Source organism: Companilactobacillus pabuli (assembly GCF_014058425.1).
GTDB lineage: Bacteria > Bacillota > Bacilli > Lactobacillales > Lactobacillaceae > Companilactobacillus > Companilactobacillus pabuli.
Map to the genome: position 1 here is coordinate 131,942 of NZ_CP049366.1, position 20,273 is coordinate 152,214.

Sequence of the window (20,273 nt, forward strand, 5' to 3'; positions counted from 1 at the left end):
TTTTGAATTAAGGAAATTTATTGCATCTTTTTAGTATCAATATTTTAATTTAAGACTATTATAAAGGTAATAAAAGGTTTTTTGAGGAGTGATTTTTATGAGGAATCGATTCGTCACAACCTTAGTTGGAATGCTAGTCGTGGGGACTAGTGTTACTTTGCTTAACAATTCGACAATAGTTAAGGCTGATAATGCACCTATCGTGGTAAAAGATGAAACAGGTGCAGCAAAAAACAATGATCAAACTACAAAGAAGGATGATACGGCGGTAGAAACAAAAGAGCCAGTATATAAAACTGTTGATATTCCTACCGTTAATAGTGATAAGACTATATCTGGGAAAATCAGTGTTTATTCACATAATTATCAGAAGTATTTTGATTATACCTATAAGGGAAATGTTGGTGAGACTGTAACTGCAGTAACGGATGCTGACAAAACAGAATATCCTAATGTACCAACAGTTACTGTAGAAATTGGTACTGCAATTGAGACAAAAATAACTCCAAATAATAATAGTTTAGTTTTTGGAGATAATAATAAATTCTATGATACATATGAAAAGAAATATATAGATATCCCTGATGATGGTAATTTATCTACAAATGATATTAAAATTACATCTGATGGAACAACATATTATTATGTAGCGATAAATAGATGGCTAGTAGGCTCATCTACCGTAAAATTTAAATATGATTATAAAAATATTACTAGTGTCACAGGCATAGACGTGGATATAAACGATCCAATCACCGCCAATGTAATCATACCTTCAAACATGGGCAATCAAGAAGTAGATAACCAAACAGGAGGTATCGGCAAAAAGATTTCAGTACCCGTTCCTAACATCAAAGGCTACACTCCAGATAAAACTAGCGTCCAAGCTACCGTCAACGAAGATGGAACAATTACAACTGATGAAAAAGTTACATATACGAAAGCTAAACCTCCAGTTAAAGTCCCTAGTAACGATGGTAATAGTAGCAGTCCAGTTGAAATGGGCAAGGGTTATTTGGAGCAAACAATTGCTGTACATCCAGATGAGAAGACGGCACAACTCTATTCTTTTACGGGAAAAGGTTTTGCCCCCGAGAAGAATGTTGCCCTAGCTGGTAATACCGACTGGTTCAGTGACCAAATGATAACGATTGGCAATACTCGTTTTTATCGTGTCGCAACAGATGAGTGGGTCAAAAATTCCGATATTTACGTCTATGAGACCAATGCCAAAGTCTATGCAACTAACAAGCAAACTAGTTTAGTCAATTCTAAGAATCAGGCAATTTCTAACCGTGCTTTAGCTAAAGATACTGATTGGGATGTTGATCGTGTCGCATACTTGGGCAATTATCAAAATCCGGTTAAAGCTTATCGAGTAGCCACAAATGAATTCGTCACACTTAAATGATTGCAAACAAAAAACCGCCAATTTCCACAAGGCGGTTTTAAGTGCGCCGTCAGTTGAGTCTTGTAAGGAGAAAACTGGCGACTACGGAGTAAAACTCCGGGAATAATTTTATACAAGAAGTATTATAGCATGTACTTTGACATAAGAAAACTCAAATTTCAATTGAATTTGTTGTACAATTTGTATAAAAGGTACAATTTATTTATAAAAGTAAGTTGTATCAACTCTTATTAGTATAAAAATTATGCCAATTAAATAAATAGTAAAAAAATATGGGCAATTAGTGTGTCACTTTTTCGAATTAGCACTATAATGAACTTGTAACTAAGGAGGTTGTTGAAATATGGCAGAAGTAGATCCATCAAAGATGGCTGATGCAGCCATTGCAAAAGAACCAGAAGTATTGAACCTAAAGATGAGTGAGGCTTTCGACTGGAGCGATGATAAGACAGTTGTTCGTGACGCAATCTGGGATTATTTCATGGAGAACAACAATCATGACACAGTTAAGACCGAAGAAGCGGAGAAACCATTCCTTGATATGAAGGATGCTGACGTCCGTGATTGGGTCGAGAAAAACCTTAAAAAATAATAAGTCTTTAATTTTCCTCTAGATTCTGAGATAAGAAATCTAGAGGATTTTTTGTGCATTTTTCTAGAAAAATATGATATATAACATGAATATAAAAATAAGGAAGATTCTATTAAAATCTTCCTTATTTTTTATGCGCTTCATCATAAACAATCGTCACTACATCATCGACTGCATTGAAGATGAAATCCATCACACGCTTCTTAAACTCTTTGCTGGAAACAAAATTAGTTATTTGTTTGGAAGTAAATTTAGTAAAAATTCTCGTTAAGCGCTTATTATTGATCTTCCCCATTATCTCATCCTCTTTTTCATCGTTTTGTAGATTTTCTTAAGAAATCGATTGTCAGTGATATGTTCTAAGTGATCATATGCTAAATAGTGTAATTGACGTTTTGACAAAGTGGGATGTGCAGTGATCTGTCCTTTCAAATAAACGTATAATTCTTGCGGCTTGAGATCGGTGTTCTTCGTGAATTCGTTCATTCTTTCATCAACGATCGCTTGAATTCCTTCATGAATAGCGCCATAAAATAAACCGTTTAATAAAACTTTGCGATGCGTACTAGCTTCGTGTTCAACGTGCAATTTCAAATTGAGCTTCGTTTCGTCGTTGAAATCATCGATTTTTTTAGTTATTTGATGTAAATCTTTTTCTACAGTCATATCCCACACCCCTTATCAAATTAATTATAGAATGATATTTTTGGAAGTCCAAAAGAAAATTATGTGGATAAAACAAAAAAGCCTCCTATAAAATAGGAGACTTCATAAATATCAGGGAGGGTGGTTATATTAGTTTGTTTATTAAATTTCTCATTGTAGTAAATGCAAGTATTCTTGTTTACCAATTACTATACTAAACACTAAATGTGAAGAAATTGTGAAATATAAAAATATAAATATAACAAATCCTGATTATTGTGTAACTGATGTTGCAAATTCTGGTTCGCTAGTTACGTCTTTTTGTTGACCAGCATCGTTTAATTGCATATTAGTACTTTGTGTCCATTCGTTGTTAGAAACCTGATAGAAAGTGTGACCATACTTGTTTTGTACCATCTGATTAACTTTCCAAGAAGAGCCATCTTGCAATTGACGACTTGAGAAAGAATCCATCGAAGTATCATAAACATCGGCTGGACCATTAACAACGGTTCCGATGACTTGTTGGTTGTCAGTATTTTGATTTTGAGTAGCAGAACTAATCGAAACATCACTGACAGCAACGTATTCGTCACTCGCAATTTGGACGTAAGAAATACCATTGATCATAATAGTCGTACCAGTATTCCAAGTGCTACCAGCTGGCAAAGTTACACCAGTTTTTGTGCCTTGACTGTTGATAACAGCACTGTTCCATTTAGCAGTGGCAATTTGTCCGCTAGTAGTAAATGGGGTAGTCGTCTGCGTCTGTGCTTGAGCTTGAGTCTGAGAAATATTTAAGCTACTTGCAGCAACCCATTCATTAGTGGCAACTTGATAATAAAGTACGCCATTCAAATATTTAGTGCTGCCCAATTTCCAGGAACTATTGTTAGGCAAGAAAGTACTAGTAATAGCTTGTCCTTGGTCATCAACTAAAACACCGCTACCGTTGACAGTTCCCACAAGATCAACTTGATCAGGGACTGATGCCTTTACGGTTTGAGGTGACAAATTAGACAGGACACTTGGAGCAATTAACAAAGCTAACGCCGAACCAATTAAAGCTGTGTTCTTTTTCATCGTTTAACCTCCTATATTTATTTCGCGGTTCATGATAAAACTATAATGCAATTCGGTTTTTTACAACCTATTTTAAAAACAGTTAAGATAAACGTTACTATTTCTTTAGAAATTAATTTAGATAATTTGAGAAATCAGAAGAATATCCTAGAATCGAAAATTTGTGATAAGTCTTCAAATCGCGGTCGGAGAGTTTAATGATGACGGAATTAGTGATGGTGTTTTCTTGATGAAAGCGTGGCTTGATTTTATAAATAATTCCATAAACAGACGGTTTCTTCATCTTATAGACTTCTAGAGAAACTGTTTGATAAGTGGACCAGTCAAACGGTCCGTCTTTTTTATCAATCGCTAGTTTGACCATTTTCGTAAATTGTTGTTTTTGATAATCATTTAATTTATGCGTATTTTTATTTTGCAAAGTGATCTGCGTCCCTGAAGAGTAACAATAAGGGGCAGAGTGGGCGTTGCGATACATTTGAGGGATGAGAAAGGCTAGTGCCAAAATAATCACACAGCCAATCAAAACCGCACGATGCTTGTACTTTTGTAGTTTTGTTGTCATTAGTCCCTCCTTAAAAAAATCTAACCTAAGTATTATAACGTGGATTTCTAAAATGACTTAAAAAAATCTGTAAATCATATTTTTTAATGACACCAAAAAACCATGACCTCAGAATAGAAGTCATGGTTTTTAAATACCTAATTATCTAACCTTAGCATCTGAAGGTTGAATAGTAGTACGTCCATCGGCGTGGGCATTCTTGATAGCACGGATGATATCATTATCACTCCAGGCACCAACAGTCTTAACACCTTGGTCAGTCAATTGTTGTCTAGCATTAGCAATATCTTGATCAGTGATTTCTTTACCACCAACTTCACGCTTTTCAACATCGAAGTCACCCTTAGCAGCAGGATTGTTGCTTTGGTCGTCATCAGATGATGATGAAGTAGTTGTATCTGTATTAGCAGTTGAATCATCACTACTACTATTAGTATCAGTTGTAGTGTCGTCAGTCTTAGTTGTAGTTTCGGGAACTGAATCTAACAAAGTCTTAGCTTGAGTATAAAGGTCTGAATAATACTTACCTTTGATACCTTTAGCCTTAGTAACTTGTTCAAGTAATGATTTAGCCTGGTCGCCGTTACCAGCCTTGATCATAGTCTTAGCATTCTTGATATCTAACTTGTAGTTGTTACGGTTTGTTTGAATCTTAGTAACTTGTTTCTTGAGTTTCTTAGCGTAAGAAGTCATCTTCTTGTTGCCATTGTCTTGGTCGATGACCTTGTTCAAAGCCTTCTTTGCATCAGAAAACTTGCGTTGACTCATTAATCTCTTAGCCTTAACTAGATTGTCAGCTTGTTTTTCAGAAGCGGAAGCTTTGTCAGTCTTCTTTAATTTAGTAGCAGCTTCAAAGTGATCAGATGCCTTAGCATACTTGCCATTGTCAACTGCAGAATTCCCCTTAGTCATTTCCGTCTTGTATTTACTGTCATTGTTATTAGTGCTGTTTGATGACGATGATGAAGAATTACCACAACCAGCTAGGACTAGTGCAAATCCAGTCGTAAGTAGTAATAATGCTTTTTTCATTTTAATTCCTCCATATAAGTAACTGGGCAAATTATACCATGTTCCAAAAAAAAGCAAAATTAATTTCCGTTTTGGATACTTCCAATCGTTACTATATGTGTAAGTTACTTAAGCCGGCAAAAAGTTCTTACAAATAATAATAAGAAGAAGGTACTCAAAATGAGTTGGAAAAGAACATCAATCAAGATCATCATGGCAAACAAAGATTATCCTAATGGAATCAAATTTTTTACTTACAACAACATCATCGAAGAACCCACTAGAGAACAAATCAAGATGTTTGCCGAAGGTTTGCAACTATTGTCAAACGGGGATGCCTATCTAGGATCAGAAGTAATCAAGCACGACGAACTAAGCGCTGACTAAACGCACCTAAATATGAAGGGAAGAAACTAATATGAAGAAACTACAACTAAGATTCAAAACATCTGAAGGTAAGAAACGCAATCTCGTTCTAAATTACGTTAAATCTGGACTCGATGAAAACACTGTCCGCCAAGCGATGGACAAAATCAGTGCCAGTAAGCTTTTTGAAAAGGATACTGTCGAACTTTACAAAGAAGTTCTTGATGCCAAGTATATTGACCGCACTGAAACCAAAGTATTCTAAAATTATTCAGTATTTAGACATAATTATTAAACTTTTTAAGGGATAAACCTTGAGCCTACGACTTAATTCGATTAGAATAAGAGTAGGCTCTTTTAGGTTGACAAGAGAGTAAGAGTTTCCATGTAGACGTAATGTCTGTAATATTTTTGTAATTTTATGATTACTTTTGATCAAAAAGTTACAAACTTAGTACGGGTATCTGCCTAAATATTACAGAATTGTGATATTTAATACAGAAATGTTACAAAACAGGGGAGTTTTTAATTTCGAGTTGATTATAAAGCCGGAGTTTCATATAATGATTGTCAGTGGGATAGCCCCACGACAATTAAAATAATAAATTCTTGTAGTCCAGGGGAGGATTAACATTGAAAAAATCTATTAAATACGCAGGAATCGCTGCTGCTACACTTCTAGCTGTTGCTCCAGTTGCTGCACCTGTTGTTTCACAAGCTGATACAGCATCAACAACTACAGATGTTGTTGATAAAGAAACTCTTGATAACCAAGTTACTGCTTTTGGTGATCAATTTGCTGATCGTGACAGTGTTAACATTTCACAATCATCTAATACAGATTTGGCATTAGGTGAAAAGAATGCACAAACATTGAAAGATTTCCAAAGTAAGAATGCTCATGGTGGTATTATCAATACAGATAATTCATCAAAGATGGCAGATCTTGTGCTACAACGTAACGCTTATGTTTACGTTGTAGCACAAGATGCTAAGGGTAATACATATGATGGTAGTGCTCTTGGAAAGAATGCTTCTGATTTGAATTCAGCATTATCACTTAATAATTATTTACCTGTAACATTTACAGTTTACTTAAGTTACAAAGACAACACTGCTTCACAAACTGGTTACAAGCAAGCTGCTACATTTAAGGTAAATACAGCTGACAAGAATGAAATTACTTCATTGAATGCTACATTTACAACTCCAGTTAGTGTTGCAAAGAATTCACCAGTTGATGCTACTCAACTAGTTAATGGTGCAAACCTTTCACTTACAGATCAAAATGGTGATTCAGTTGCAACTCAAGATGTTAAATTGGGCACAACATATTACAAGACATTTACAGCTGCAATGAATGGTAATGCTACAACTGGTGTTGTAGGTAAACCTGATATTGAAAATAATGAATTTAAGACTGCTGGTACTTACTATCAAAGAGTTACATATACAGCTCAAAAAGGTTCAGCACTTGATAGTTTGATTAATGCATATCAAGAAAACCCATCATCATATACAATTTATGTAAATGGTAAGAATGCTTCAGAAGGTTCAGACTTTACTACAAAGACTGGTAGTAATACAATTACATTTGTACGTGCCATCAACGTTTCAGATAGTGAAGCTGAATGGACAACAACTGAAAACAAAGGTGTTGTTACAACAAAGGCTGATACACCATATTACACACTTGTAAATGACAATGGTGACAAGATTACAAACCGTGCTCTTGCAAAGAACACAGCTTGGATCACTGACCAAAAACGTGTTGACCAAAACGGTAACACACAATACCGTGTTGCTACTGGCGAATGGATTGACGCTAACGATGTAACATTCTCAGACAAAGCTACAACTGACGAAGGTGAATACACTGACGTACAAGCTTTGAATGGTAAAGTTACACTTGATGGTCCTTCATCATTCATCTACATGCTATACAATGACAACGGTGAATCAGTTTCAAACCGTGCATTAGCTGGTGATTCAGCATGGTACACAGACAAGAAGGCAACTAACGCTGCTGGAGTTACTGTATATCACGTTGCTACTGGCGAATGGGTACAAGCAGGTAGTGGTGTAAACTACGTTGCTTACTAATCATTAGTTAGTAAAAATTTAAAAAGACTCGCTTAGGCGAGCCTTTTTTTTATGCTTTTTTATCTAAAAAATTAATAAGAATCCATTGAATTATGGTTTTTGGCATGACAAAAGTTTACACTGAACTAGTGTACTTTTATAAGAAAAGGGAGTTTATTATGTCACGTAATTTGAAGAAAATTGCTATCATGATTGCGACTGTCCTTTTGATTGTTGGATCATTGCCATTCATGAGTTTAACTGCTCAAGCTGCTACAGCTGGTAATGACAAAATTACTATCGGAACAATCAAGAATACTGCCGCAATGCCTGCTGTCATGGCTAAGGATGCTACTGATTTTAGTCGTAATAATATTAATGTTGATGTGAAATCATTTGATTCTAACAAGGAATTAAACGATGCTATCACTAATGGTGACGTTAATGTTGCCGCAACTGATTTAGTTAGTTATGCATCCCTTGCTAAGAAGAATTCTACTTGGAAGATTGTTGGTACTTTGCCTGGTTACTACGGTTTAGTTGCTAACAAGAAGTACAAGAAGGTTAAGAATCTCAAAGGCAAGACGATTGCTATCGACAAGAAGTCTGGTTCAAAACAATATCTCAAGAGTATTTTGAAGAAGAACAAAGTTAAGTACTCAAGCGTTAAGGTTAAGCAAATCGATGCTGATAGTACTCGTGTTGATTCTTTGAAGTCTGGCGATATTGACGCTGCCGTTTTGGAAGATCCTTCCATCAGCAATGCCAAGGGTAATGGTGCTAAAGTTTTGAACCGTCAAAAGACTGGTAAAGATAATGGTCAAATTTTGATTGCTAACAAGGACTTTACTAAGAAGAATGCTTCTTCAACACAAATTCTAGTTAGTGTTCTTAATACTGAAATTAAGAATATCAACAAAGTTGGTGGCTATGGTTCTGCTCAAGCTGCTTTGAGAGACTTTGGTATTAGTGATAAAGGTGCTAAGTATATTACTGATATGAGCGTTACTTTTAAGAAGGTTCATAAAGTTAAGAAATCTGACTTCAAGAAGGCTTTCAAGTATGCTAAGTCACAAAAGCTCTTTAAAGGTAAGATCAGTTACAACAAATACACTTTGAAAGTTAAGGGTGTTAAATAGTTAATTAAGAAGATTAGATCAATGAGATCTAGTCTTTTTTGTTATCTTCAAATTTTTACCCCAATGAATTATAATTTTGAGAGAAGTTATATTTGCAAGGGTGGTATTTTGTTATCAGAAATTTAGTGAACAGCTTATATTTGAAACTTAAACGTAACAAGTGGTCACTGATAATTCTTGTGGCCATTTTCATTTTTGTATTGATTTTGAATTTGAAGACTTTATATATCGCCGACGATTACGTCTATCATTTTTTCTATCAGACGTCATCGCCAACTGAAATTGCTCATCAACAAAAAATCTCCACATTGTTGATACCAGCTTCGATGTGGAATCATTATTTCCTTTGGAATGGGCGTTTCGTGGCGCATTCAATCGTGCAATTTTTCATGCAATTTAATACTAAGATTCCATTTGATATTTGTAATAGTTTGATTTTCGTAGTTTTAATTATGATGATGAACAAATTTGCCAGTAAATTGTCTAATAAGAAAGCTCAAGCTTTTGTTTTGCCACTGATTTTTGCCTTTGCTTGGTTTTATCTGCCGTTCTTCGGACAATCGGTCCTTTGGGTTTCAGGAGCAGGGAATTACTTGTGGATGAGTATTATTTACCTAGGCTTTATCATATACAATTTGAAAGTTCGAGAGCCTAATGTACAGTCATTTATTGGTGCGGCAATTATTGGTTTCTTAGCTGGAGCTAGTAATGAGAATTCGGGTCCAGCCGCAATTTTGATTGTCTTATTGTTCATGCTCAAACGTTTTATAGAGACTCGAAAAATCAGTTTAGTGACATTAACTAGTGTCTTTTTTGGTGGGATAGGTTTCTTGATCATGGTCTTATCCCCAGGCTCTCAAAAACGAGGCATGATGAGTCGGACTTGGCCAGTTATCCACAAGAATCTCGAAAACATTTATAATTTAACTTTTGATAATTGGAAATGGCTCTATTTATTAGTGGTTGTTTTGACAATTGTCGGAATAGTGTTGAAGAGATTATCAATCGATAGTTGTTGGTCGATAGTTTTCTTCATGATTGGACATTTTGCGGCCGTTTATGCGATGTCATTGTCTCCAGAAGCTCCCCAGAGAACGTTCTTTGGTGGAATCATCTTCTTAGGAATTGCCTTATTTATTCCTGTTTATGCATTGTTCAGCGATGTTAAATTAGTTTTACCAATTTTATCGGTTCTGACATTAGTCCTGTTTGTCAGAAGTTATGTACCGGCTTATCAAGATATCAATCAGAGTTATCAAGTAAATAAGCTGCAGTACCAAAAGATTCTTACTGCTAAAAACGCGGGTAAGAATAGTGTTCATGTACCAATCTTGCCAGTTGCGAAGAGTACTTACAACGCGACTTATCAGACATTTACTTTGGACGAGCCTTCAGATCAATTGATGAATCTTTGGGTGGCTAAGTACTTTGATATCGGTAAGGTCTATGGTTATCATCTCAAATAAAAAAAGTCTATCTAAATTTATGAAGTGCAATAAAAAAGTTAGACATTTTTATAAGTTTTAAGAAATCATGGATTGTTCCCTGTATTCAACAGGAGACAATCCTTTTCTTTTTAAAGAAATTCGGTCATTGTTATACCAAGTAATATATTCATCAACTAATTGCTTTAACTGATCTAAATCAAGAATGTTATACCTGTAAAGGCACTCTCTTTTGAGCAGATTAAAGAAGCTCTCGATAGGGGCATTATCGTGACAATTACCTTTACGAGACATGCTTTGCTTAATATTCATTTCTTTTAATATGTCTCTGTAGTACTTTAATTGATAATGCCATCCCTGATCTGAATGGAGGATTGGATTTAATGATGGATCTATATTTTGTTTCAATTTATCAAGTGTATCTTTAATCATTAATTCGTTTGGACTTGAACTTACTGAATAAGATAATATTTCTCCGCTGGCTTGGTCCAAGACAGCGGAAATATAGCCCCATTTTCCTTTTTGCAAGCGTACTTGAGTCACATCTGTATGTAGTACTTTTAATGGCTCTGTTTCCTTAAACTCTTGTTTTAAGATATTGGGAGCTTTCTTTCCAATATTACCTTTAAAGGAACTATAACCAGATGTATGACGCGAATAAATAGTTACTTTCAAATTTAATTTACCCATTAACCGACGTACGGTATCTGGAGAGTTTTTAAATCCGGCCTTGAGGGATCGCTTCCAGATTCTACGATAACCGTAGGTTGAGTTTGAATCATAATAAGTCTGTGTGATGAATTCCTTCAATTGGGCATATTTATCTGGCTTTTTGACTTTATTGAGACGTTCATAATATGTAGATCTTGGTAAATTTATTTTGTTTAATAGTTCAGTAAGTTTGTATTTATTAGTTAACGATTCAACTATTTTTGCTTTCTCGAGCTGTGATTGTTTTCTCTCAAGGCCTTTAGTGCTTTTAAAATATCACGATCCATTTCTGTATCATGTAATTTTGACTTTAAATCAAGTATTTCTTGTTTATATTTTTCTTCTTTTGAAGAACTTAAATGAGTTTTTTTCTTTCTTTTCGCCATTAGCGGGCGTCTCCCTCTGGGACGCCGCCTCAATCCCACAACACCATGATGATTATATATATAAATCCAAGAACTAACTTGACTAGGTGATATTTTAAAATGAATTGCGGTATCAAGACGACTGATCTCGTGTAATTTATAATATTCTATCACGGATAACTTAAAGTCTTGAGAATATTCTTTATGAGATCTTTTATTCTTTAAAGAGCTCAATCCATTAGCTTCGGCTTCGTGTACCCAATTATAAATAGGGGATTTACTCGGTATCCCATATTTTTTAGCTAAACTAAGTATCGATATTTGTCCTTCTAAATATTCATTTACCAATTTTACTTTAAATTCTGAAGAGTATTTGGTCATAAAAAAAGTGCTCCTAAAGTTGTTAGATTATGTCTAACAATTTTAGAGCACTTCATTAGATAGGCTTTTCTTCATTTTTAGGTTTTAATTTGAGTAATAGTGGTTTGAGTTTGCTTCTGAATGGATAAGCAATCATGATTAATATCATTATAATTAACGAAATAACAGAGAAATGACGAGCAGATTTTTGAATCTTAGTTTCGTAATAATTGACAACGACTTTTCCTTTGCCATTGATGGTGATTTTAGCTAAGTTGTTGTGTTGTTTGTCCATCGTCAATTTAGAAACTTGTCCGGTAGAATCCTTTGACTGGAAGCCATAGTAACCGATGATTGGTAGATTGACTTCAGCGTTTTTGGCGTTCTTAAAATTGAAGGTTAATTTAGTGCCAGCTTGTTTGAAATCAGTAATTTTAGCTTTTCCAGACGTGACCTTAGGTTGATGCTTAGTTATCTTCAAAGTGTCCGTATTAGTCCCTACAGGCAAATATTCTTGACCACCGCCAATACTGTAAGGTGGCATCTTATCGTACTCTGAATAAGGAATTAAGGCGGCTGAGTAGCTTTGAATGAGTCGATAACCAGCAGAAATCGATAATAATAAAACGAAGGCAATTAGTAGTCCTTTGATGGTGTTAACTTTGAAGATATTTAATGGATCACTAGCGACAAAAATTGCCAAGAGAAGCGTAGTTATCATATCAAATCGCCAAGTGTATTGGATCATCTTGAAGGGTGTTTTGTTTAACAAAATCCAAGGGAAGACCGAAGTTGAACAGACAAAAGTTGCGACACCGATAATTGAAAAATGTCTGACGGCTTTGTTTTGAATCTTGTGAGCTGAAACGATAATAATTACTGAAGCTATTAATAAGATTAATCCGATATTAGGTTTATCGATGATGTTACTTAAACTCCAATTGAAACTATCTTGCAGGCTATCAGAACCCTTGACCAAAATGCTCTTAGTTTTTGTTAGTTGGAAAGTTGTGTGTTTGAGTTGTTCTAGCATTGGTAAGAAATAGCCGATACTCAACAATCCCGAACAAATCGTGGCCCAAAGTAAGGACAACAGACGTTTAGGGTGAAGTTTTAACTCTGGGATTTGGCAAAGAGCAACAATAACGATTAAAATGGCGACTAAGACTGGTGAAAGTGCATGGGAGTAAATAATTCCCGTCATCCCAAAAGTCAAGAAGAGCCAATTTCGTTTGCGTTCACTGTAGAAAATTTCGTAGATTCCTAGCATGGCAATTGGCAGGAATAAGAATGCGCCAACTTCACCGAGATCGTGACGGAACAGTAGATCATGTAGTCGGTAACTAGATAGCGTATAGACAAAACTGAAAACTAAGCTGTTCCAGTATTTTCTTTGAACCTTGTAAAAACATAAAAATGCTACAACAAAGGTTAAAAAGTTTAAGATAACATAATAACAGGCAATTGCTTGAGCGGTGGAATATCCTAATAATTTCATCAAAGCAACTGGATAGAGTAAAAAGTCTGAATAGAAAATATTTGAGATGTATCCGAATCCATCCATGAAAGACATGTTGATCACTGGGAAATAATCGTGTCTAAGAATCGACTGATACAGTCCTTCGATTCGCATCATATGGAATCTATTATCACTAGGTCCCAAGAACGACCAGATGGAATTATGATAAAATTCAGTTTGATAGATAGAGAAAAAACTGGCAATAGCAAAAATACCTAAAGTAATGATAGCAATAATGGTTATTTTAAAATATTTGTTCTTTAAGATAGACTGCATATTTAAACCTTTCTGATTATTATTAGGTTAATTATACTAAGAATTGTTGTTTTGATGATATAAGAAAATGCAAATAAAAATACAAATTGTCAATTTTTTATTGAGGGGGGAAGAAAGTGAAAGGAAAAAGAATCGTTTATATAGACTTCATTCGTGTTTTAGCAATGTTTCTAGTTGTTTTGGCTCATTCCTGCGCATCTAGGTTGGAACACGGCGTTGGTTCAGTCGATTGGAACGTTGCTCATTCATTAGTAATTATCACAGAAATAGCGGTACCGTTATTCTTTATGATCAGTGGCTCGACAATCTTGAATAGTCCTAAAACTCGAAGTATTCGTTATTTGTTCAAGCACCGTTTACCGAAAATCTTAGTACCATTTATAATTTGGTCGATTATCACGGCTTACTTTGCCCGACAAATTGATGGAACTTATACTTACCACAGTTTCATGCAATCAATTCTATCAATGTATCATCAACCGGTAATTATTGCTTATTGGTTTATTTATCCGCTAATTTCCCTATACTTACTGTCACCATTATTAAAAGCTATGGTTGATAGTTTAAGTAGTACTGGATTAACTTACTTGTTGATTTTGTGGTTTTTCTTCATGATGATTATTCCTGCAATTATTCCTGTTTTACCTTCTGACATCAGAGTTTATTTTAAAGCTTATAGTATGAGTAAAATTGTTTTCTCAAGTTATCTAGGCTACTTCTTACTAGGTTATAAACTCTCTCAAGAAAAACATCGTAAAACTAATTGGCTTGTGGGAATTCTACTAATTTTAATTTTGTTTACGGTAAATATTGAGATTGGTTTGATTGATAACAAAAGTCTATGGAAGATTTTGAATATTTTTTCTATCGGTTCAGTACCATTCATTGCCGGTTTGATTTTCGTTATTTTGCGTTCGTTTGAAAATAAGTATCATCATTGGTTCAGTAAATTGATTGAGATTCTTGCGCCATTAACGTATGGAGTGTACTTGATACACGGTTTAGTGATTAATTTAGTTGAACAATGGTTTGGAACTAGTGCCTACTTTACTAACTTCTTATTGACATCGTTGATTTCTCTAGTTGTGATATTTATTTTGAGCAAGATTCCTCTGATTAGGAAAATATTATTATAAAACGCTTATTTTCGGGATAAGCGTTTTTTTGTTGTTTCGTGAATTATAAGGTTGTTTTATACTGGTAACTATGTTGAAGAAAATAGGGGAATTTTTTAGAGGAAAGTTTTTTGCACCAATCATGTTTTTGATATCATTTTTGTATTTTGGATTATTTCGAGTTCTGATGATTCCTTCTGGAGATGATTATTTCTGGGGTGGAGAACAAGGAGCTTATTTGATTCGTCATATGTTTTACGGACCACAGGCTATTTATGGAGGAAGTAGCAACGGTCGTTATTTTGGGAATACTTTGGAAATTTTCACAATGCATAGTTTGCCACTGGCAGCTTTGAGCTATGGGATATTTTGGACGTTGTTATTGTGGGCAATATGGAGATTAGCAGGTAAAAGTATTACTGCGTTGTTATTGTCATTAACTTTTGTTTTTACTTTGCAAGGGGCTTTTATCAATAATGTACTGGCTTGGAATGCCGGTTTCGTCAATTATGTGCCACCGATGGCCTTAGTATTGAGTTATTTAGTTATTGTCGACTATGGTCAAAAGAAAATTTTGCCGTGGATGTTTGCTTTATTGACCTTAGTTTTAGGTTATTCGGCGGGATTGTTCACTGAGGCACTGACATTAGGACAAATTTGTTTAGCTGTTCTAGTGATTTTGTATTTCCGCAAGCAAACTAAGCTGTACCATATCACTTATTTGTTAGGGACAATCATTTCTGCTATCGTCATGTTCTCTCATCCCGGTTATCGTGGGAAAAGTACTTATCGAGGGACCACTTTTGATCCAAAAGTTATTTGGAGTTGGTTCTCCAATGTGACACATTTTTGGTTGATTACTTTTAATATTGTTCTGTTAGCCGCAATTTTGTTAGCAATTTTGACTTTAGTTTTGAAATCAGACTTCTCAATGGTTAAAAAAATCAGTATGTCGATTATTTCAGCCGCGTTCTTGTTCTACTATGCGATTGCTAATGCCGTTTTAAGTACGATTCCGAAGAACGATATGTATGGCTATAATTCAATCAGTTTGCCAATTTCAGTGACCGATACTTTGGTCAGTTTGTTGCTAGTGATTTTTATCGGCTACAGCATTTTCACTTTTTATAAGACTGATGCCAAAATGTGGCTCTATTACTTGATGACCGGAATTATCGTTGGTCAATTGTTATTCGTATCGGCACCGGTTAATTGTCGTGGCTACTTTTTGACTTATGTCTTCATGTACTTGATTGCGATGCGTTTTGTAATTGATGCTTTCTCAAAGATTAAATTGATCAACTGGGCGATTGTTATTGCCGTAGTTGCGATGGGGGTAAGTTATCAATCGATGTTGTATCAAAACCGTCAAGTAAATCTAGAACGAGTATCTGATCCACAATTTTATAATGGTAAAGTCGAGTTAACTAAGCACGTTCCTTACCGTCAATTCGTTTGGTCAAATGATTTAATGAATCAACAGAATCCAACCTATTGGAAGAACTATTTAGGTAAGTAGAAAAGTAGAAAAATAGAAAAGTAGAAAAATAGAAATATAGAAATAATAGAAGAGTCGTACGAATTAAATTACAGCTTAATGGATGAAAGTAAGTCTAATTAGTTGGCGTAGAGCAGACTAGTTAGGCTTTTTATATTGATAAAATGATAATGATAGGATGCAGAATCTAGTCGGAGACAAAAGTACTTGAGCCATCACAGGGCTTTTGGGGATGTCAACATAATAACCACAATAACCATCCCAACAAATCATTCATTTAATGTATAATAAAAGCAGTATTAACTTAAAAGGTGGTAATTTGCAATGCTTGAAAACGTACATGGTATTGTTAAGGTCAACCAAGATGCACGTTACGTGGTTTTCTTGTTTGATACTTATGAAGTGAACCGTAAAATGCTCCAAGACAAATATGTCAAAGGCGAATCAGCTTGGTACACAGATGCTAAAGGTACCGGCGATGATGGCAAAGTATTCTATCGTATCGCTGAGGATGGCGAATGGATCGAAGCCGAATACGTTACTTACGTTGATACCGATGAATAATGTTACAAAAGATTTAAATTTGCACGAAAAAGTTTAAAATTTGCCTGATTTCTTAAGGTTTTATTGAAGCCAACCTGTTTAAATAGTAGTCTACTGTTAGTATATTTTTAGAGTGGAGGGAGACACTATGAACAAAAAATGGGTTGCCTCTACTGCTTTGGCTAGTGTTCTAGCGGCAGTTGGCGTATCATCGAATGCTTCTCCAGTGAAAGCAGCACTTTCTAATGATGATGGGAATCAGGATGACTTAGACCACAAGTCAACGACTGACAAAAAAGACCCTACTGTAGCCAGTGTTTTGGATCAGCAAGGGGCTCCAATCAACGAAGACGCAGCAGACGCCATTGAAGCCAATGAAGATTCTGGTTTTAATAGTGTTTTGCCAGCCAGTGCAGTAGCTGCTGTTACTCAAGCATCAACTAGTGCTGGAGTAACAAAGGCTCAACAACAGGCCTTTTTAGATAAAATTGGTCCCGTTGCTCAAGCAGTAGGATCTCAATACAATGTCTATGCATCAGTTATGATGGCACAAGCGATTGTTGAGAGTGCTTGGGGAACGTCGACTTTGTCTAGTCAATATAACAATTACTTTGGTATTAAGGGTGATTACAATGGCTCATATGTCAGTTTTCCAACTTCTGAATGGAGTGCTGACAAGGGTTATTACACGATTTATGCCAATTTTAGAAAATACCCTAGTGCAACGGAATCTTTTGCCGATAATGGTGCTTTATTGAGAAATGGTATCAGTGGGGCTAAGGATTTCTACAAGGGTACTTGGAAGGAAAATACTTCTTCTTACAAAGATGCAACGGCTTGGTTGCAAGGACGTTATGCAACTAGTCCAATTTATGCATCAACTTTGAATAAAATAATCGAGACCTATAATTTGACACAATACGATAACGAAGCTAGTACCGGTGGTACTAATGATAATTCAGTTAGTGGTACCAAGACTACAATCGACGATACCGCTACTGTAACGAATCAAAAATCTGCAACAATTTATATCAATGCTAATCCCAACCAAATCGCAGCTAATCGTGCTTTAGGCTATGATACGAAATGGCATGTTTCTGCTAAAGTCGTTGCGGCTGATGGAACAGTTTACTATCAAGTAGCTGCCAATGAATACGTCAATGCCAAAGATGTTCAATTGGATTCTGAAAAATCTAATCCACAAGTGAAGATTTCAGATACTGCCATCGTGGTAAAGAATAGTGGTGCGACTGTTTATAGTGCGGCTAATAAAAAAGCTGCCACGGATCGGGTTTTGCCATATCAATCCAGTTGGATCACTACTGCTTATGTAGTTGACGATGATGGCAATACGTTCTACTTTGTTGGAACTGATGCTTATATTTTGGCTACTGATGCAACTTTGAAGTCACAACAACCAAATGAAGATTACAAAGACGACCAAATCACCTCATATCCCGATATCGTCCACGTAACAGCTACACCAAGTGCTAGAGCTTATGATGATAAACACAATGCTTTGGCAGTTAGTCTAGCTAATGGGACCGACTGGAAGATTGACCAAAAATCAGTTCACTCTGATGGTTCAGTCTGGTATCGAGTAGCGACTGATCAGTGGGTCAGTGCAAATGACGTTGAAGTTAAAGGTTCTAATTACGTAACTTCAGTTTCTGGTATGGTAAAAATCAACTATATCCCAGGATATGGCGTTAACGTTTATAACAGTCCCGCATCGAACAACAAGTTCACGGGAACACGTTTAGCAGACGGCACTACTTGGCGAGTTACATCCAAACAAATCGTTGATGGACAAACTTGGTACAAAGTCAATGCCGGTTGGGTAAATGGTAAATATTGTATTTATAACGCTGATTAAAAAATGAAGAATCATAGTGTAAGCTGAATCAAAAAGCTTATACTATGGTTTTTTGTTTTTGCTATAATTAATAGGTTAAAAAGTATTTTGGGTGGGTCATACAAAATGAGATTAAACAAAACTTTTATACGTGAATGGATACTGCCAATATTATTTTTAATAATAATTGGCTTTTTTGTAATCGGTTCTTCACCAGTTTTCAAAACTAATCCGTGGGTCGACAGTAATGCCATGTTAACAATGGGAAAGTCGATGCTGCATGGAATAGTACCGTATCGTGATGTTATCGATCAGCGTGGTCCATTGTTGTATGCTTTATTTGCCGTGGGTGCAAGTATTAAAGAAACCAGTTTCTCGGGTGTATTCTTTTTACAATTAGTTAATTTGAGTGTTGTTTATTACTTAGCAAGAAGAATTGCTCAAGATTTGAAGCAAAATGTCATTGCACCTAAGTATGCTGGTTTTATGGGACCATTGGCCTTAGTTGGTACGAGTTCCTTTAATTTGAGTGGAGCGCCGGAAGAATTCGCCTTCACTTCAGTTTTGTACTTGTTGTACGTCTTGAATCATTATCGTCAGCGAGTTATTGATATTCCACTGAAGACTTATTTTTGGTTGGGATTAAATTTGAGTTTTATCTTTTGGAATAAATATTCCTTGTCCGGATCATACATCATTTTCTTCTTGTGGGTTGCTGTGGAGCTGCTCTACAAAAAAGATTTCAAAAAATTGCTCCAAATTATCGGTGCCTCACTATTAGGATTCTTGTTGACGGCATTTATCGTGGCAATTTATTTTGGATTGCACAACGCCTTTAAAGATTTGATCAATATTTATTTCGTTCAAAATTTAACTTCGTATCGGCAAACCAAACAAAGTTTCCTCGGTCAAGTCTGGTATTTGTTGTACTTGATGGGGATGCAAATCAAAACGCATTTCGTCGTCTTCATCTTCATAATTTGTGGCTGGCTCAAGGCAATCTCTGAAAAGAAACACGTTGTGATTGAAGTGGCAATGTATTTCGGAGCTGTTTTATTTGTCTGTTTACAACATTGGCTAGATGATTACTATACTTTGATTTGGATGCCATTTTTTGCAGTTGCTTTGATTAGATTGTTAAGATTGCAAAAACTAAGAATTGCTGTTTTTGATAAGAAATTACTAGCACCTGTAAAGATTTTGTTGGCAGCCAGTTTAGTCATCATGCCATTTGTTAACAATGCGAATTTGAATCATTTAGTAGTCAGCGGCGAGAAACATTCACTCAATGGTGAGACACATCAGGCCCAAGAACAATTTTCAAAAATCATGAAATCTGAATATAAAAAGCCATCACTTCTGATGATCAATGATTTGGATGAAGGATTTTTCTTGGCTACCGATATTTTACCAACGACACCTTTCTGGCAAAGATTGAATATGAACTACAAACAACTGCCTAAAATGTACTGGTCTTTTGAAAGAAATATGCGTCAAAAAGCTGTCGATTTTGTCATAATTAATATCCAAGCTCCACCAACTAATGACCGCAAAACCGTGTTGTTACAGACTAAATCTTCAATTGATCCGCATTTGCATGACGCTTTACTTAACAATTATAAGGTCAGATCTGTTGCTTCAAATAGTCCTAATACTTACTATGTTTTGTTTGAAAAAAAGTAGAAAAAACGT

At 35.4% G+C, this 20,273-nt stretch carries 20 protein-coding genes; 12 read left to right on the forward strand and 8 right to left on the reverse strand.

The features are described from left to right. Positions 1 to 97 precede the first annotated feature (97 nt). Both G6534_RS00640 and G6534_RS00645 read left to right on the forward strand, forming a co-directional pair. Positions 98 to 1,411, forward strand: a complete 1,314-nt coding sequence (locus tag G6534_RS00640) for a hypothetical protein (RefSeq protein WP_182082990.1) — start codon at positions 98 to 100, stop codon at positions 1,409 to 1,411. Between the two features lie 343 nt (positions 1,412 to 1,754). Further along, complete coding sequence (locus tag G6534_RS00645; RefSeq protein WP_119318724.1) at positions 1,755 to 2,003, forward strand: P8 family protein; 249 nt, start codon at positions 1,755 to 1,757, stop codon at positions 2,001 to 2,003. Between the two features lie 124 nt (positions 2,004 to 2,127). Here G6534_RS00645 and G6534_RS00650 read toward each other — a convergent pair whose 3' ends face one another. From G6534_RS00650 to G6534_RS00670, 5 genes are all read right to left on the reverse strand, one after another. Next, the gene (locus tag G6534_RS00650) at positions 2,128 to 2,298 is read right to left on the reverse strand and encodes a hypothetical protein (protein WP_182082991.1); all 171 of its coding nucleotides are present in this window, start codon (positions 2,296 to 2,298) and stop codon (positions 2,128 to 2,130) included. Then, on the reverse strand, positions 2,298 to 2,669 hold the full coding sequence (locus tag G6534_RS00655) for a hypothetical protein (RefSeq protein WP_059074365.1): 372 nt from the start codon (positions 2,667 to 2,669) through the stop codon (positions 2,298 to 2,300). The genes G6534_RS00650 and G6534_RS00655 overlap by 1 nt, the downstream gene beginning before the upstream one ends. Before the next feature lie 252 nt (positions 2,670 to 2,921). Then, positions 2,922 to 3,731, reverse strand: coding sequence for an SLAP domain-containing protein (locus G6534_RS00660; protein ID WP_182082992.1), 810 nt, complete (start codon positions 3,729 to 3,731; stop codon positions 2,922 to 2,924). A gap of 112 nt (positions 3,732 to 3,843) precedes the next feature. Continuing rightward, positions 3,844 to 4,296: a hypothetical protein gene (locus tag G6534_RS00665; RefSeq protein ID WP_182082993.1), complete on the reverse strand. Its 453-nt coding sequence runs from the start codon at positions 4,294 to 4,296 to the stop codon at positions 3,844 to 3,846. Positions 4,297 to 4,437: 141 nt separating this feature from the next. Further along, a complete protein-coding gene (locus G6534_RS00670) occupies positions 4,438 to 5,328 on the reverse strand; it encodes a hypothetical protein (protein ID WP_182082994.1) in 891 nt (296 codons plus the stop codon). A 159-nt stretch (positions 5,329 to 5,487) separates the two neighbouring features. Between G6534_RS00670 and G6534_RS00675 the strand changes: the two genes are divergently transcribed. The 5 genes from G6534_RS00675 to G6534_RS00695 all read left to right on the forward strand — a co-directional run bounded on the left by G6534_RS00675 (position 5,488) and on the right by G6534_RS00695 (position 10,360). Continuing rightward, positions 5,488 to 5,694: a hypothetical protein gene (locus tag G6534_RS00675; protein ID WP_010020987.1), complete on the forward strand. Its 207-nt coding sequence runs from the start codon at positions 5,488 to 5,490 to the stop codon at positions 5,692 to 5,694. Between the two features lie 31 nt (positions 5,695 to 5,725). Continuing rightward, entirely contained in the window at positions 5,726 to 5,938 is a 213-nt protein-coding gene (locus tag G6534_RS00680) for a DUF2922 domain-containing protein (RefSeq protein WP_059074369.1), read from the forward strand. 368 nt (positions 5,939 to 6,306) lie between these two features. Next, positions 6,307 to 7,776, forward strand: a complete 1,470-nt coding sequence (locus G6534_RS00685; protein WP_182082995.1) for a hypothetical protein — start codon at positions 6,307 to 6,309, stop codon at positions 7,774 to 7,776. A gap of 158 nt (positions 7,777 to 7,934) precedes the next feature. After that, positions 7,935 to 8,894, forward strand: coding sequence for an ABC transporter substrate-binding protein (locus G6534_RS00690; protein WP_182082996.1), 960 nt, complete (start codon positions 7,935 to 7,937; stop codon positions 8,892 to 8,894). A 92-nt stretch (positions 8,895 to 8,986) separates the two neighbouring features. Next, the gene (locus G6534_RS00695; protein WP_182082997.1) at positions 8,987 to 10,360 is read left to right on the forward strand and encodes a DUF3329 domain-containing protein; all 1,374 of its coding nucleotides are present in this window, start codon (positions 8,987 to 8,989) and stop codon (positions 10,358 to 10,360) included. Between the two features lie 57 nt (positions 10,361 to 10,417). Here the strand turns inward: G6534_RS00695 and G6534_RS00700 are convergent, their stop codons facing one another. The 3 genes from G6534_RS00700 to G6534_RS00710 are packed head-to-tail and all read right to left on the reverse strand — an operon-like array spanning position 10,418 to position 13,570. Then, on the reverse strand, positions 10,418 to 11,269 hold the full coding sequence (locus G6534_RS00700) for an IS3 family transposase (protein ID WP_182083254.1): 852 nt from the start codon (positions 11,267 to 11,269) through the stop codon (positions 10,418 to 10,420). After that, complete coding sequence (locus G6534_RS00705) at positions 11,266 to 11,796, reverse strand: helix-turn-helix domain-containing protein (protein ID WP_182082699.1); 531 nt, start codon at positions 11,794 to 11,796, stop codon at positions 11,266 to 11,268. Before G6534_RS00705 ends, G6534_RS00700 begins: the two co-directional genes overlap by 4 nt. A 55-nt stretch (positions 11,797 to 11,851) precedes the next feature. Beyond that, positions 11,852 to 13,570, reverse strand: coding sequence for a glycosyltransferase family protein (locus G6534_RS00710; RefSeq protein WP_182082998.1), 1,719 nt, complete (start codon positions 13,568 to 13,570; stop codon positions 11,852 to 11,854). Positions 13,571 to 13,686: 116 nt separating this feature from the next. Between G6534_RS00710 and G6534_RS00715 the strand changes: the two genes are divergently transcribed. The 5 genes from G6534_RS00715 (at position 13,687) to G6534_RS00735 (ending at position 20,264) form a co-directional block, all read left to right on the forward strand. Next, the gene (locus G6534_RS00715; RefSeq protein WP_182082999.1) at positions 13,687 to 14,706 is read left to right on the forward strand and encodes an acyltransferase; all 1,020 of its coding nucleotides are present in this window, start codon (positions 13,687 to 13,689) and stop codon (positions 14,704 to 14,706) included. A gap of 166 nt (positions 14,707 to 14,872) precedes the next feature. After that, positions 14,873 to 16,204 (forward strand): DUF6056 family protein, encoded by a 1,332-nt coding sequence (locus G6534_RS00720; protein WP_182083000.1) that lies wholly within the window; start codon positions 14,873 to 14,875, stop codon positions 16,202 to 16,204. A 303-nt stretch (positions 16,205 to 16,507) separates the two neighbouring features. Next, positions 16,508 to 16,747, forward strand: coding sequence for a hypothetical protein (locus tag G6534_RS00725; RefSeq protein ID WP_010020969.1), 240 nt, complete (start codon positions 16,508 to 16,510; stop codon positions 16,745 to 16,747). Between the two features lie 127 nt (positions 16,748 to 16,874). After that, positions 16,875 to 18,602 carry a glycoside hydrolase family 73 protein gene (locus tag G6534_RS00730; RefSeq protein WP_182083001.1) on the forward strand — a complete coding sequence of 576 codons (1,728 nt, stop codon included), beginning with the start codon at positions 16,875 to 16,877 and terminating at the stop codon, positions 18,600 to 18,602. A 105-nt stretch (positions 18,603 to 18,707) separates the two neighbouring features. Beyond that, positions 18,708 to 20,264, forward strand: a complete 1,557-nt coding sequence (locus G6534_RS00735; RefSeq protein ID WP_182083002.1) for a teichoic acid glycosyl transferase — start codon at positions 18,708 to 18,710, stop codon at positions 20,262 to 20,264. Positions 20,265 to 20,273: the final 9 nt, after the last annotated feature.